The organism is Wolbachia endosymbiont (group A) of Bombylius major (assembly GCF_947251895.1).
GTDB classification, from domain to species: domain Bacteria; phylum Pseudomonadota; class Alphaproteobacteria; order Rickettsiales; family Anaplasmataceae; genus Wolbachia; species Wolbachia pipientis.
Genome location: NZ_OX366395.1, coordinates 1,076,179 through 1,088,879, shown reverse-complemented (window position 1 = coordinate 1,088,879; position 12,701 = coordinate 1,076,179). Strand labels below are relative to the sequence as shown.

At 35.9% G+C, this 12,701-nt stretch carries 12 protein-coding genes, 1 tRNA gene and 3 pseudogenes; 13 read left to right on the top strand and 3 right to left on the bottom strand.

Annotated features, from left to right (window positions below):
* The first annotated feature begins 9 nt into the window (after positions 1–9).
* The 9 genes from OPR49_RS05245 to OPR49_RS05205 all read left to right on the top strand — a co-directional run bounded on the left by OPR49_RS05245 (position 10) and on the right by OPR49_RS05205 (position 7,408).
* Positions 10–96: transfer RNA gene (locus OPR49_RS05245), tRNA-Leu, on the top strand.
* Between the two features lie 30 nt (positions 97–126).
* Positions 127–327, top strand: a complete 201-nt coding sequence (gene iscX / locus OPR49_RS05240; RefSeq protein ID WP_010962556.1) for a Fe-S cluster assembly protein IscX — start codon at positions 127–129, stop codon at positions 325–327.
* A gap of 814 nt (positions 328–1,141) precedes the next feature.
* Positions 1,142–1,483 carry a DUF721 domain-containing protein gene (locus OPR49_RS05235; protein WP_064125521.1) on the top strand — a complete coding sequence of 114 codons (342 nt, stop codon included), beginning with the start codon at positions 1,142–1,144 and terminating at the stop codon, positions 1,481–1,483.
* Positions 1,484–1,520: 37 nt separating this feature from the next.
* Positions 1,521–1,835 carry a 50S ribosomal protein L28 gene (gene rpmB, locus OPR49_RS05230; RefSeq protein WP_006279619.1) on the top strand — a complete coding sequence of 105 codons (315 nt, stop codon included), beginning with the start codon at positions 1,521–1,523 and terminating at the stop codon, positions 1,833–1,835.
* Positions 1,828–2,691, top strand: a complete 864-nt coding sequence (gene lipA / locus OPR49_RS05225; RefSeq protein WP_264724115.1) for a lipoyl synthase — start codon at positions 1,828–1,830, stop codon at positions 2,689–2,691. Before rpmB ends, lipA begins: the two co-directional genes overlap by 8 nt.
* A 53-nt stretch (positions 2,692–2,744) precedes the next feature.
* Positions 2,745–3,461, top strand: coding sequence for a bifunctional demethylmenaquinone methyltransferase/2-methoxy-6-polyprenyl-1,4-benzoquinol methylase UbiE (ubiE, locus tag OPR49_RS05220; protein ID WP_265026855.1), 717 nt, complete (start codon positions 2,745–2,747; stop codon positions 3,459–3,461).
* Positions 3,458–4,576: an FtsW/RodA/SpoVE family cell cycle protein gene (locus OPR49_RS05215; protein ID WP_265026854.1), complete on the top strand. Its 1,119-nt coding sequence runs from the start codon at positions 3,458–3,460 to the stop codon at positions 4,574–4,576. The genes ubiE and OPR49_RS05215 overlap by 4 nt, the downstream gene beginning before the upstream one ends.
* Before the next feature lie 68 nt (positions 4,577–4,644).
* Positions 4,645–6,345 (top strand): ABC transporter ATP-binding protein, encoded by a 1,701-nt coding sequence (locus tag OPR49_RS05210; protein WP_265026853.1) that lies wholly within the window; start codon positions 4,645–4,647, stop codon positions 6,343–6,345.
* Between the two features lie 226 nt (positions 6,346–6,571).
* A complete protein-coding gene (locus OPR49_RS05205) occupies positions 6,572–7,408 on the top strand; it encodes a hypothetical protein (RefSeq protein WP_265026852.1) in 837 nt (278 codons plus the stop codon).
* Between the two features lie 15 nt (positions 7,409–7,423).
* Here the strand turns inward: OPR49_RS05205 and OPR49_RS05200 are convergent.
* A pseudogene (locus tag OPR49_RS05200) lies at positions 7,424–7,561 on the bottom strand (IS481 family transposase); the annotation flags it as partial.
* Positions 7,562–7,634: 73 nt separating this feature from the next.
* Between OPR49_RS05200 and OPR49_RS05195 the strand changes: the two are divergent.
* The 3 genes and pseudogenes from OPR49_RS05195 to OPR49_RS05185 form a co-directional block, all read left to right on the top strand.
* Positions 7,635–7,952, top strand: a pseudogene (locus tag OPR49_RS05195) (transposase); the annotation flags it as partial.
* Positions 7,953–8,026: 74 nt separating this feature from the next.
* Positions 8,027–9,265: an IS256 family transposase gene (locus OPR49_RS05190; RefSeq protein ID WP_265026724.1), complete on the top strand. Its 1,239-nt coding sequence runs from the start codon at positions 8,027–8,029 to the stop codon at positions 9,263–9,265.
* Between the two features lie 22 nt (positions 9,266–9,287).
* Positions 9,288–9,887, top strand: a complete 600-nt coding sequence (locus OPR49_RS05185) for an IS256 family transposase (RefSeq protein ID WP_406833417.1) — start codon at positions 9,288–9,290, stop codon at positions 9,885–9,887.
* On the opposite strand, the gene OPR49_RS05180 is transcribed toward OPR49_RS05185, so the two are convergent.
* On the bottom strand, positions 9,832–11,070 hold the full coding sequence (locus OPR49_RS05180; RefSeq protein ID WP_265026724.1) for an IS256 family transposase: 1,239 nt from the start codon (positions 11,068–11,070) through the stop codon (positions 9,832–9,834). The genes OPR49_RS05185 and OPR49_RS05180 overlap by 56 nt on opposite strands.
* 73 nt (positions 11,071–11,143) lie before the next feature.
* On the opposite strand from OPR49_RS05180, the pseudogene OPR49_RS05175 reads away from it, so the two are divergent.
* Positions 11,144–11,644, top strand: a pseudogene (locus tag OPR49_RS05175) (IS256 family transposase); the annotation flags it as partial.
* On the opposite strand, the gene OPR49_RS05170 reads toward OPR49_RS05175, so the two are convergent.
* Entirely contained in the window at positions 11,641–12,636 is a 996-nt protein-coding gene (locus OPR49_RS05170) for an IS481 family transposase (protein WP_406833434.1), read from the bottom strand. The pseudogene OPR49_RS05175 and the gene OPR49_RS05170 overlap by 4 nt on opposite strands.
* Between the last annotated feature and the right edge of the window lie 65 nt (positions 12,637–12,701).

Genomic DNA, 12,701 nt, shown 5'->3' with positions numbered 1-12,701 from the left:
ATAAAAAAAGCCCGTGTGGCGGAATCGGTAGACGCAGCGGACTTAAAATCCGTGGGTTTTGCGACCTTGGGAGTTCAAGTCTCCCCATGGGCACCAATTTAACTTAGCAGATAAATACAAAAAAGTATGAAATGGCTTGATATAGAAGATATTGTAGAAGCTCTGGAGGAAAAATTTCCAGATGAGAATATAATTAGTATCAGATTCACTGAGCTTAAAAAAAAGGTCTTGAGTTTAGAGGAATTTGATGATGATGAAAAACGCTGTAACGAAAAAATACTCGAAGCTATTCAAGCAGCTTGGATTGAGGAAAGATTAACCGCATAACAATAAACCATACACAAATGTGATTTCTATTACAATTTGCATATTGATTACGCTATTTTTTTGGATCTAGCCTAGCAAGTTAATAATAATTTAACCAATTACAATTAAAACAGCTATAAGGTTAATTATGAGGCAAAACAAAAATTTTTGAATGGAACGACTTACTTGACAAGTGCTACGTTGAGATAAATTTTACATAAAAATACTGCTTTTATGGTGTGAGGCTAGAGGTTTGTAAAGCAGTTAGAAGGTTGTCATCCCAGTGTCAGCTACACAACTGTACGAACATTTATTTTTGTTAAACACAGCAAATGGTGTCATGCCAGTCTGGAATCCAGAAATTTTGCTTATAACTGAGCTGATGAGCTAAAGGTAGTTGTCTTACGCTAAAATAAACGTTTTTAATTAAGTTGCATAGAAGCTGGATCCCAGTGTCTGGGCACTGGGATGACACCCCACTGGTGGGAATTGCTCCCAAACTACAACGTTCGTACAGTTGTGTGCTCAGACACTGGGATCCAGCTTCTATGCAACTTAATTAAAAACGTTTATTTTAGCGTAAGACAACTACCTTTAGCTCATCAGCTCAGTTATAAGCAAAATTTCTGGATTCCAGACTGGCATGACACCATTTGCTGTGTTTAACAAAAATAAATGTTCGTACAGCTATGTGTCTGAGCACTGGGATGACAACCTCCCTGGTGGACTCAAATTACAATGTTCGTGCAGTACGCACTGGAATGACAGGGCTTTAAGAAATCCAATGTAGTGGTAAACCTTACTTATTTAGTTATACTAGAAACAAAACAGAAAAATGCTCAAACACAGCGGTCCAAAAAAATTAAAGTCTATAATTGAAAACTATGCATTAAAATGCATGAAAAATAAGATTAGTAAAAATGAAATACGTCTGATTTTAAACTGGCGAAATATAGTAGGGAAAGAAATAGCAGAGTGTACAAAACCGAAAAAGATCTCATATGCACAGAATATAAATTCGGGTGTGTTGCATCTGGTAGTAACAAATGGCAGTAAAGCATTGGAAATTCAGCATATGATTTCTCTTATAATAGAAAAAATTACGATATTTTTTGGTTATAAAGCAGTATATGGTATAAAAATTAAGCAAGAGAGTATTGACTATTTGACTATATAAGGTAATCTAAGTACATAGAATAATTTGGTATATTGAAGTGAGTAGAGTTTGTGAATTAACAAATAGAAAAAAATCTTTTGGTAATAAGGTATCACATTCAAATCGTAAAACAAAGCGTACCTTTCTTTTAAATTTGCATAAGGTTACGTTAACAAGTGATATATTAAATAAAAAGTTTAGATTTCGTGTAGCAACAAGAACTTTGAGAACTATAGATTACAAAGGTGATTTAGATGCTTTTTTGCTCAACACAAGAACGATTAAACTAAGTGAGAAAGCGCAGAAGATAAAAAGAAGGTTGAAAAAAGTTTTAGTAAAGCAAGAGGTAGAGTTAGCCGTTTCAGATGCATAGTAAGCCTCCATGGCTCAGAGCAAAAGCTCCGACCGGTGAAGTATTCAATGAGACCTTAAACATCGTTAAACTGCATAACTTGCATACAGTGTGCGAAGAGGCTGCATGTCCAAACATTGGTGAATGTTGGAATAAACGTCATGCTACTGTGATGATTCTTGGTTCTGTTTGCACTCGTGCTTGTGCATTTTGCAACGTTGCAACTGGCATTCCTGATAAACTAGACCCTCATGAGCCAGAAAATTTAGCAAAAGCGATAAAAAAGTTAAACTTAAAACATGTTGTCATTACTTCTGTTGATCGTGATGATTTACCAGATGGTGGCGCAAATCAGTTTATACAGTGCATAGAAGAAATTAGAAAGATAACTTCAGAAACAACAATAGAGATTTTAACTCCTGATTTTTTAAATAAGAAAGGAGCATTTGAAGCAATCGCTGTTGCATCACCTGATGTCTATAACCACAATATTGAAACAGTGCCGAGATTGTATGCAAAAATAAGACCACGAGCTCGCTATTTTCATTCACTATATTTACTGAAGATGGTAAAGCAGATTAATCCTAAAGTTTTCACAAAGTCAGGGCTTATGGTTGGTCTTGGAGAAACAAAAGAGGAAATACTTCAGGTTATGGACGATTTGCGCAGTGCTGAGGTTGATTTTATTACAATTGGTCAATATCTACAACCAACTCCAAAACATGCAAAACTTGATAGGTATGTTACCCCAGAGGAATTTGAGCATTATAAATATATCGCTTACTCCAAAGGGTTCCTAGTGGTTGCATCAAGCCCACTAACTCGGTCATCATACCACGCTGAAGAAGATTTTAACAGGCTCAAGGCTTGTCGTTGACATTTGTGTTAATTCAAATTAATTTTTACTAATTATAAAGGAGTTTTTACGTAATGTCTACTATAAAAATCGAGAAGAAATCACAATTAGTTAAAGAGGTATTCGATTCCGTGGCAAGTCGCTACGACACCATGAATGATATAATGAGCCTCGGAATGCACAGATTATGGAAAGATAAGATGGTAAATAGTGTGCATTTTACAAAAAACTCTAAGGTTTTAGATGTTGCTGGAGGAACTGGAGATATAGCAATAAGAATAGTAAGAAAAGAGCCAAGTGCTAAGGTTACAGTATGCGATATAAATCAAAATATGCTAAGCAGAGGACGTGATAAAGCTATAAATTCAAATCAAATTAATTTTGATTGGGTATGTGCGAGTGCAGAAAGTTTACCATTTGAAGACTCCGAATTTGATTATTGCACAATAGCTTTTGGTATTCGAAATGTTTCTGACCGCAAGAAGGCTTTAAATGAGGCATACAGAGTATTAAAACCACATGGGAAATTTATCTGCTTAGAATTTGCCCCTATGCACTATCAAAATGAGATATTTACCAAACTTTATGACTTATATTCATTTAAAGTAATTCCTAAAATTGGCAGCATAGTTGCTAAAGACAAGAGTTCTTATGAATATTTAGTGAAGAGCATTAGAGAGTTTCCAACTCAGGCTGATTTTAAAATGGAAATTGAAGAGGTAGGCTTTAAGAATGTTGAGTTTCATAATATGAGCTATGGAATAGTGGCATTACACATTGGAACAAAATGAATATTAAACTCTGGTATAGAACGCTGGATTATTATCTTATCCTTCCAGTGTTTTTTTTGCTCACTATAAGCTTCATTCTTGTTTATTCAGCAAGTCCTGTAATTGCGCAGCGTCTTTCTCTACCACAGGATTATTTTATACGGCGTCACACAATTTATATAGTCCTATCACTAATTACCCTGGTGACATTTTCTTCTCTCAATACAAAAACCATACTTAACCTCTCATTCGCAGGTTTCATTTTATTTACTATTCTAGTGGCAACTGCGATAATACTTGGTATAGAGGTAAAAGGTGCGAAACGATGGTTACATATTGTCAAAATTTCAGTTCAACCATCTGAGTTCGTAAGGCCATTTTTTTCTGTTGTTATAGCTAGTATCTTGGCCAGCGAAATGAAGTTTAAAATACACATATCAATCATAATATTTCTGTTAGTTTTTGTGTTGTTACTTTTGCAACCTGATTTCAGTATGTCTATGCTTTTAACATATTCTTTTATTGGTCAAATGTTTATTGCATGTATACCATTTTTATACTTTCTATGCATAATAGGAATGGCCGCAACTGGAACTACAATAGCTTACTTATGCCTCCCACATATAAAGCAAAGGATTTACAATTTTGTCTTTTTTACGCAGCGCGATAACTTTCAAGTCACAAAATCATTAGAAGCATTCAAAAGAGGTCAATTAACTGGGGTTGGACCTGGTGAAGGTAGCATAAAAGCCTCTCTTCCTGATTGTCATACAGATTTTGTGTTTTCTGTTTTAGCAGAAGAATTTGGTTTGATTACGTGCTTAGCCACATTGATGTTATTTGGCATCATTTCCGCCCGCTTGCTTTACATTGCATATAGGGAAAATGAATTATTTAATCTGTTGGTGATTCTCGGTATCTCAATTCAATTCATCACACAATTCATAATAAACATAGGGGTAACATTGAGTGTTTTTCCAACCACCGGCATAACCCTGCCGTTACTTAGCTATGGTGGTTCTTCTCTTTTATCTTCGAGCATCGCACTTGGCATAATGCTGTCTTTCAGTAGAAACCAAGCTATCGCATTAAAGTTTCGTGAGCGTGTTATGCTTGGAAGACATGCTGTAGACTAATGCCATACCTTTTCCCTTTCCCCTGAAACTAGAATCTATATACTTAACTTTAGAAACTTTAAAATACGATGCGATCTAATATTAGGCAGTTATTTTACTATATAAAGCCTAATCTATCTTATTTCATCATAGCTTTTATTGCAGTTTTATTTTCAGCCTTAACGATCCTCCTCTTTGGCAGAGGCTTAAACGATATAATTGATTCTGGCACAGAGCACGATTTTACTACCAAACTATTAGTTGCAATACTTATAGTTTTAGCCATTTCTCTCACTGCATTTACTCGGTTATATTTCATTGGCATTGGCAGCGAGAAAGTTATCGCAAGAATCAGATATGACTTATATAGCAGTATCACTAACTTGCAACCAAGTTTCTTTGAGAACACAGGCGTACAAGATGTTATCTCAGCGTTAGTTACTGATACATCTGTGTTGCAATCAATAATAAACAGCAGCTTACTAACCATATTACGAAATTTTGTGATTCTGATTGGTAGTGTTGCTATGTTATTGTATACAAATATACAACTAACTGCGTATGCAGCCGCAATAATACCTATACTACTCATTATCATGACCTCACTTGGAAAAAAAGTGCGTAGCTATGCACGCTTTGCCCAGGATAAATTAAGTGAGCTTGCGTCATTTAGTGAGGAAAATTTTAGATCTATAGTGACTATCAAATCGTTTGTACTCGAAGAAAATGAAAAAACCCGTTTTAAGGAGTATTTAAACTCAGTATCAAAATCATACGTAAAATTAGTACTCTTGCGTGCTATTCTAGTAACTCTAGTTATCACGTGTGTGATAGGTTCACTAGTTGTTTTGCTCTTTTTTGGTATTAAAGAAGTCTTAAGCAATAATATAACTATTGGAAAACTCTCCTCATTTGTGTTTTATTCAGCGCTCGCAGCAGGAGCTATAAATAATTTGAGCGATAATATCAGTGATTTACAACGAGGTCTTGGAATAGTAGAGCGTTTATTTGAATTTAAAAATATGAAAAGCTCTATAGCAGATCCCGATGATCCTATAAAAATTTGTAGTGTTCAAAAGGGAATTTCGTTTAATGGTGTAACATTTTTTTATGCTGATAAGCCAGCATTAGATAACGTATCATTTTCTATAGAGGCAGGTCAAGCAGTATCAATTGTTGGACCATCTGGCAGTGGTAAAAGCACCATTTTAAAGCTTCTGCTCCGTTTTCATGATCCAAACAAAGGTAGCATTACTATCGATGGGCACAATATTAAGTCAATTGCGCTAAATGACCTCAGATCGTTGTTTGGCTTAGTGCCGCAAGATCACATGATATTTTCTTGCTCAATAATGGAAAATATACTGTATGGCAAACCAGGTGCCGAATATGAGGAAGTGAAGCAAGCAGCCATCAGCGCTTATGCGATGGAATTTATTGATAAGCTGCCTGATAAATTTGATACATTTGTAGGAAAAAGAGGATTAAAACTTTCTGAAGGACAAAAACAACGTATTGTAATAGCAAGGGCCATACTCAACAATCCTCAGGTTTTAATACTGGATGAAGCAACCTCTGCCCTTGATTATAAAAGTGAGAACCTCGTGCAAAAAGCATTGAGCAAGTTAATGCAAAACAGAACAACAATCGTAATTACACACAGGCTATCAACCGCACTTAAAACTGACAAGATTATAGTAATTAATCATGGAAAAGTAGAAGAAGTAGGAACTCATGACTCTCTAATGAGTAAAGACGGGATGTATGCAAAACTGGCGAAGATACAGTAGGCATGAAATATTATGTAAATTAAAAGAGAATTTAAGCTATATCGTTGTTGATTTAATGAGCATGCTAGATTTAAAATTAAAATTATTAATTTTTTAATTTTATTATTTTATAATGGTTCCATAGTTATCCGGAAATTTCGTGACCTGTGGTTTCTTTCATTCACGTTATATTCATAGCTTGTTCTATCTTAATGTAATTCCAATTTTGACTGTATAGGAGGTCTCTATGTTAAAACATAACTATAGTGATAAAATCAATAATCGCTATTCATATACTAACAAATTTTCTTATAGTGATGAGGGTGTAGATGAGACGATCAAGGATAAAATCACAACTGAAGATCAGGTAGTAACTGATGATAAGGTAGTAACTGAGGATCAGGTTACGGATCTAAGAGATCAGATCGGAAACGGGAAAAAGGATGATGAATTTGCCGGAGACGAACTTAAAAAGTGCAAAGACGAGGCTAAGAAGGCAAAAGAAGATGCTGAAAAGGCAACAGAACGTGCAAAAAGTGATTCTGAAGAGGCAAGAGAACGTGCAGAAGAGGATGCTAAAGCTAAAGCAGAAGCTGAGGAAATAGCAAAACAAGCACAGGGTGAAGCTAAAGAAGCAAAAGAGGGGTTAACACAGTGTAAAGAAGAAATTAAAAATGCACAATTAGATGCCAAGAAGGCAGTAGAAGATACAAGAGCAGAATTTCAAGAGAAAGTAGAACAAGCACAGGGTGAAGCTAAAGAAGCAAAAGATGGATTAACACAGTGTAAAAAAGATGCTGAGAGGATAAAAGAAGATGCTAAAGCAGAAGCTGAGGAAGCAGTAAAACAAGCTCAGGATGATGCTAAGGAAGCAAAAGAGAAGTTTGCAAAGTGTGAAAAAGAAGCTCAAAAGGTAAAAATAGAGGTTGAGAAAGCAAAAGAGGAGGCTGAAAAGGCAATAGAGAGTGTAAAAGCTGTGGCTGAAGCAACAGTAAGACAAGTTCAAGATGAGATTGAAAAAGTGAAAGCAGAAGCTAAACAGGCAAAAGTAGACGCTGGAAAAGCTGTAAAAGACAAGATTTAATCTGACAGAGAAGAATTAACTGACAGAAGAATTGACGTAGTCAAAACTAATATCAGGCTGTTGTTTAATGCTACTAATATTTTTCTGAAAAGCAATATGTTTACTGTCAAAAAACGTTTGCATAGGTGTTTTGCCATAGCAGTATTTGCCTGAGGGGAATGTTCAAAAAAGTGTGTCAAACCGAAAAAAAAGTAATAAATTGATATAAAAAAATGGAGGTGTGACAATGAGTCAGAAAGTAGTAAACAGAACTAACGGATTGGTAGATTATAAAGAGTTGGAAACAAATATCCTGTCGTCTATACGAGAAGGAAGACCGTTGACAGGAAGGGAGGGAGCATTAACACCATTTATAAAAAAGCTGCTGGAAGCAAGTTTGGAAGGTGAAATAGAAAACCACTTATTAGCTGAAAGTGAAGAGAATAATCGAAGAAATGGGAGAAATGGAAAGACTTTACGGACAAGTGCCGGTTCATTTGAACTTTTGACGCCAAGGGATAGAGAAGGAAGTTTTGAGCCGCAAATAGTCAAAAAAAGGCAAACAAGGGGAATGTTCAAAAAAGTGTGTCAAACCGAAAAAAAAGTAATAAATTGATATAAAAAAATGGAGGTGTGACAATGAGTCAGAAAGTAGTAAACAGAACTAACGGATTGGTAGATTATAAAGAGTTGGAAACAAATATCCTGTCGTCTATACGAGAAGGAAGACCGTTGACAGGAAGGGAGGGAGCATTAACACCATTTATAAAAAAGCTGCTGGAAGCAAGTTTGGAAGGTGAAATAGAAAACCACTTATTAGCTGAAAGTGAAGAGAATAATCGAAGAAATGGGAGAAATGGAAAGACTTTACGGACAAGTGCCGGTTCATTTGAACTTTTGACGCCAAGGGATAGAGAAGGAAGTTTTGAGCCGCAAATAGTCAAAAAAAGGCAAACAAGCTTACATCCAGAGCTTGAAACGAAGATTTTGAGCACATTTGCCAGTGGTATGAGCTATAGAGATATAGCGTCACACGTTGAGGAAATTTATGATCACAAAATATCGGCGGCAGAGATATCAAGTATTACCGACAAATTACTGCCTATAATCAATGAATGGCGTAGTCGTCCACTGCAATCAGTATACCCGATAGTATTTATGGATGGGATGTTCTTTAAGGTCAAAGAGGATGGACATTGCGTAAGTAAATGTATGTACAATATATTGGGCATAGACCAAAATGGCAGAAAAGAAGTCCTGGGCTTTTATTTGGCTGAAAGTGAAGGAGCTAACTTTTGGTTGGGAGTGCTAAATGACCTCAAAGAAAGAGGAGTAGAAGATATTCTGATTGCATGTGTAGATGGGCTAAAAAGCTTTCCTGCAGCTATAAATAGTGCGTTTCCTAAAGCAGAAGTACAGCTATGTATAGTGCATCAGATAAGAAATTCACTAAAATATGTATCCAGCAAAGATGTGAAAGTTTTCATGAATGATTTGAAAAAAATATATCGTGCTACAAGTAAAGAAATTGCTGAAAATTACTTACTTGAGCTGGAAGAAAAATGGGGAGAAAAGTATCCTTTAGTTATAAAATCGTGGCAGAACAATTGGGAAAATTTATCTGGTTATTTCAAGTATTCTAGCCCAGTTAGAAGGCTAATTTACACCACAAATCCAATTGAGGGGCTGCACAGACAGATCAGAAAATTCACTAAAACCAAGGGCTCATTTACCAGCACAAATGCCTTGTATAAACAGGTATATTGTGCTATAAAGAAGGTAGAGCAAAAATGGACTATGGCTCTGCCTAATTGGGCTTTAACTATGTCTCAACTTGATATTTTCTTTCCAGATAGATTGAAAATTGAGTTGAACTAAAAATGCGCTTTGACACACTTTTTTGAACATTCCCCAAACAAGCTTACATCCAGAGCTTGAAACGAAGATTTTGAGCACATTTGCCAGTGGTATGAGCTATAGAGATATAGCGTCACACGTTGAGGAAATTTATGATCACAAAATATCGGCGGCAGAGATATCAAGTATTACCGACAAATTACTGCCTATAATCAATGAATGGCGTAGTCGTCCACTGCAATCAGTATACCCGATAGTATTTATGGATGGGATGTTCTTTAAGGTCAAAGAGGATGGACATTGCGTAAGTAAATGTATGTACAATATATTGGGCATAGACCAAAATGGCAGAAAAGAAGTCCTGGGCTTTTATTTGGCTGAAAGTGAAGGAGCTAACTTTTGGTTGGGAGTGCTAAATGACCTCAAAGAAAGAGGAGTAGAAGATATTCTGATTGCATGTGTAGATGGGCTAAAAAGCTTTCCTGCAGCTATAAATAGTGCGTTTCCTAAAGCAGAAGTACAGCTATGTATAGTGCATCAGATAAGAAATTCAGGGAATGTTCAAAAAAGTGTGTCAAAGCGCATTTTTAGTTCAACTCAATTTTCAATCTATCTGGAAAGAAAATATCAAGTTGAGACATAGTTAAAGCCCAATTAGGCAGAGCCATAGTCCATTTTTGCTCTACCTTCTTTATAGCACAATATACCTGTTTATACAAGGCATTTGTGCTGGTAAATGAGCCCTTGGTTTTAGTGAATTTTCTGATCTGTCTGTGTAGCCCCTCAATTGGATTTGTGGTGTAAATTAGCCTTCTAACTGGGCTAGAATACTTGAAATAACCAGATAAATTTTCCCAATTGTTCTGCCACGATTTTATAACTAAAGGATACTTTTCTCCCCATTTTTCTTCCAGCTCAAGTAAGTAATTTTCAGCAATTTCTTTACTTGTAGCACGATATATTTTTTTCAAATCATTCATGAAAACTTTCACATCTTTGCTGGATACATATTTTAGTGAATTTCTTATCTGATGCACTATACATAGCTGTACTTCTGCTTTAGGAAACGCACTATTTATAGCTGCAGGAAAGCTTTTTAGCCCATCTACACATGCAATCAGAATATCTTCTACTCCTCTTTCTTTGAGGTCATTTAGCACTCCCAACCAAAAGTTAGCTCCTTCACTTTCAGCCAAATAAAAGCCCAGGACTTCTTTTCTGCCATTTTGGTCTATGCCCAATATATTGTACATACATTTACTTACGCAATGTCCATCCTCTTTGACCTTAAAGAACATCCCATCCATAAATACTATCGGGTATACTGATTGCAGTGGACGACTACGCCATTCATTGATTATAGGCAGTAATTTGTCGGTAATACTTGATATCTCTGCCGCCGATATTTTGTGATCATAAATTTCCTCAACGTGTGACGCTATATCTCTATAGCTCATACCACTGGCAAATGTGCTCAAAATCTTCGTTTCAAGCTCTGGATGTAAGCTTGTTTGCCTTTTTTTGACTATTTGCGGCTCAAAACTTCCTTCTCTATCCCTTGGCGTCAAAAGTTCAAATGAACCGGCACTTGTCCGTAAAGTCTTTCCATTTCTCCCATTTCTTCGATTATTCTCTTCACTTTCAGCTAATAAGTGGTTTTCTATTTCACCTTCCAAACTTGCCTCCAGCAGCTTTTTTATAAATGGTGTTAATGCTCCCTCCCTTCCTGTCAACGGTCTTCCTTCTCGTATAGACGACAGGATATTTGTTTCCAACTCTTTATAATCTACCAATCCGTTAGTTCTGTTTACTACTTTCTGACTCATTGTCACACCTCCATTTTTTTATATCAATTTATTACTTTTTTTTCGGTTTGACACACTTTTTTGAACATTCCCTCCTGCAGCTATAAATAGTGCGTTTCCTAAAGCAGAAGTACAGCTATGTATAGTGCATCAGATAAGAAATTCACTAAAATATGTATCCAGCAAAGATGTGAAAGTTTTCATGAATGATTTGAAAAAAATATATCGTGCTACAAGTAAAGAAATTGCTGAAAATTACTTACTTGAGCTGGAAGAAAAATGGGGAGAAAAGTATCCTTTAGTTATAAAATCGTGGCAGAACAATTGGGAAAATTTATCTGGTTATTTCAAGTATTCTAGCCCAGTTAGAAGGCTAATTTACACCACAAATCCAATTGAGGGGCTGCACAGACAGATCAGAAAATTCACTAAAACCAAGGGCTCATTTACCAGCACAAATGCCTTGTATAAACAGGTATATTGTGCTATAAAGAAGGTAGAGCAAAAATGGACTATGGCTCTGCCTAATTGGGCTTTAACTATGTCTCAACTTGATATTTTCTTTCCAGATAGATTGAAAATTGAGTTGAACTAAAAATGCGCTTTGACACACTTTTTTGAACATTCCCTGCCTGAGTGAGGCCTTGTCTCATTGTAAGAACGCAACCAATGATCAACATCGATCTGTAGATCCTCCAAAGAATAGTAGATTTTCTTTCTAAAGATAATATTGTAACACTCATCTTGCATAGTTCTATGGAATCTTTCACATATGCCATTAGTTTGTGGAGAGTTGGCTTTGGTTCTAGAATGATCGATATTTTCGATTCCTAAATATAGCTGATAAGCGTGATTTTCGGGCTTGCCACAATACTCCGTACCCCTATCAGTTAGAATGCGTAATAATGGAATTCTCTGCTCATCAAAAAATGGGATAACTCTATCGTTAAGAAGATCTGCAGCTGTAATAGCTGTTCTGTCCGTGTAAAGTTTAACCATTGCAACTCTGGAATAAGTATCAACAAAAGTTTGCTGATAAATGCGCCCTATGCCTTTGATATTGCCCACATAATAGGTATCTTGAGAACCCAAATAACCTGGATGTTGCGTCTCAATTTCACCATGAGCTTCCCTTTGTTCTTTCACTTTTTCTAAAGCTGCAAGTTGTTCTTCAGTTAAAATGATTCCGTCTTGAGCTACTTTTGCCTCCAGTGCTTTAAGTCTCTTTTTCAAAGTTTCAAGGTCATTTCTTAGCCATACAGATCTTACTCCTCCTTGGGAAATTATTATACCTCTTTTTCTCAGCTCATTTGCAGCTCTTTCTTGTCCATATGCAGGAAATTCTGTAGCTATGCCAATTATTGCTCTTTCTATATCTTCCGAAACTCTGTTTGCTAATAGCGGTTTTTTCTTACTTATTTCATGTAATGCTTCTTCTCCCCCATTTTCATATAACTCCTTGAATCGATAAAATGTATCTCTTGAGTATCCCATCACTTTGCACGCTTGAGACACATTTCCTAATTGTTTTGCTAGCTCTAGTAATCCTAGTTTTGGTTTTAGTATTTTTGTTTGTATTGTACTCATTTCTAACACTCCTTATTTTTATTATTCTTAACTTACTTTTTTAAAGTGTCATATCAAGTCCTGTT

Bases quoted from the DNA above. Each gene is read 5' to 3' on its own strand.
- iscX (WP_010962556.1), top strand. From the start codon at position 127: ATGAAATGGCTTGATATAGAAGATATTGTAGAAGCTCTGGAGGAAAAA.
- OPR49_RS05235 (WP_064125521.1), top strand. From the start codon at position 1,142: ATGCTCAAACACAGCGGTCCAAAAAAATTAAAGTCTATAATTGAAAAC.
- lipA (WP_264724115.1), top strand. From the start codon at position 1,828: ATGCATAGTAAGCCTCCATGGCTCAGAGCAAAAGCTCCGACCGGTGAA.
- ubiE (WP_265026855.1), top strand. From the start codon at position 2,745: ATGTCTACTATAAAAATCGAGAAGAAATCACAATTAGTTAAAGAGGTA.
- OPR49_RS05215 (WP_265026854.1), top strand. From the start codon at position 3,458: ATGAATATTAAACTCTGGTATAGAACGCTGGATTATTATCTTATCCTT.
- OPR49_RS05210 (WP_265026853.1), top strand. From the start codon at position 4,645: ATGCGATCTAATATTAGGCAGTTATTTTACTATATAAAGCCTAATCTA.
- OPR49_RS05205 (WP_265026852.1), top strand. From the start codon at position 6,572: ATGTTAAAACATAACTATAGTGATAAAATCAATAATCGCTATTCATAT.
- OPR49_RS05190 (WP_265026724.1), top strand. From the start codon at position 8,027: ATGAGTCAGAAAGTAGTAAACAGAACTAACGGATTGGTAGATTATAAA.
- OPR49_RS05180 (WP_265026724.1), bottom strand. From the start codon at position 11,070: ATGAGTCAGAAAGTAGTAAACAGAACTAACGGATTGGTAGATTATAAA.
- OPR49_RS05170 (WP_406833434.1), bottom strand. From the start codon at position 12,636: ATGAGTACAATACAAACAAAAATACTAAAACCAAAACTAGGATTACTA.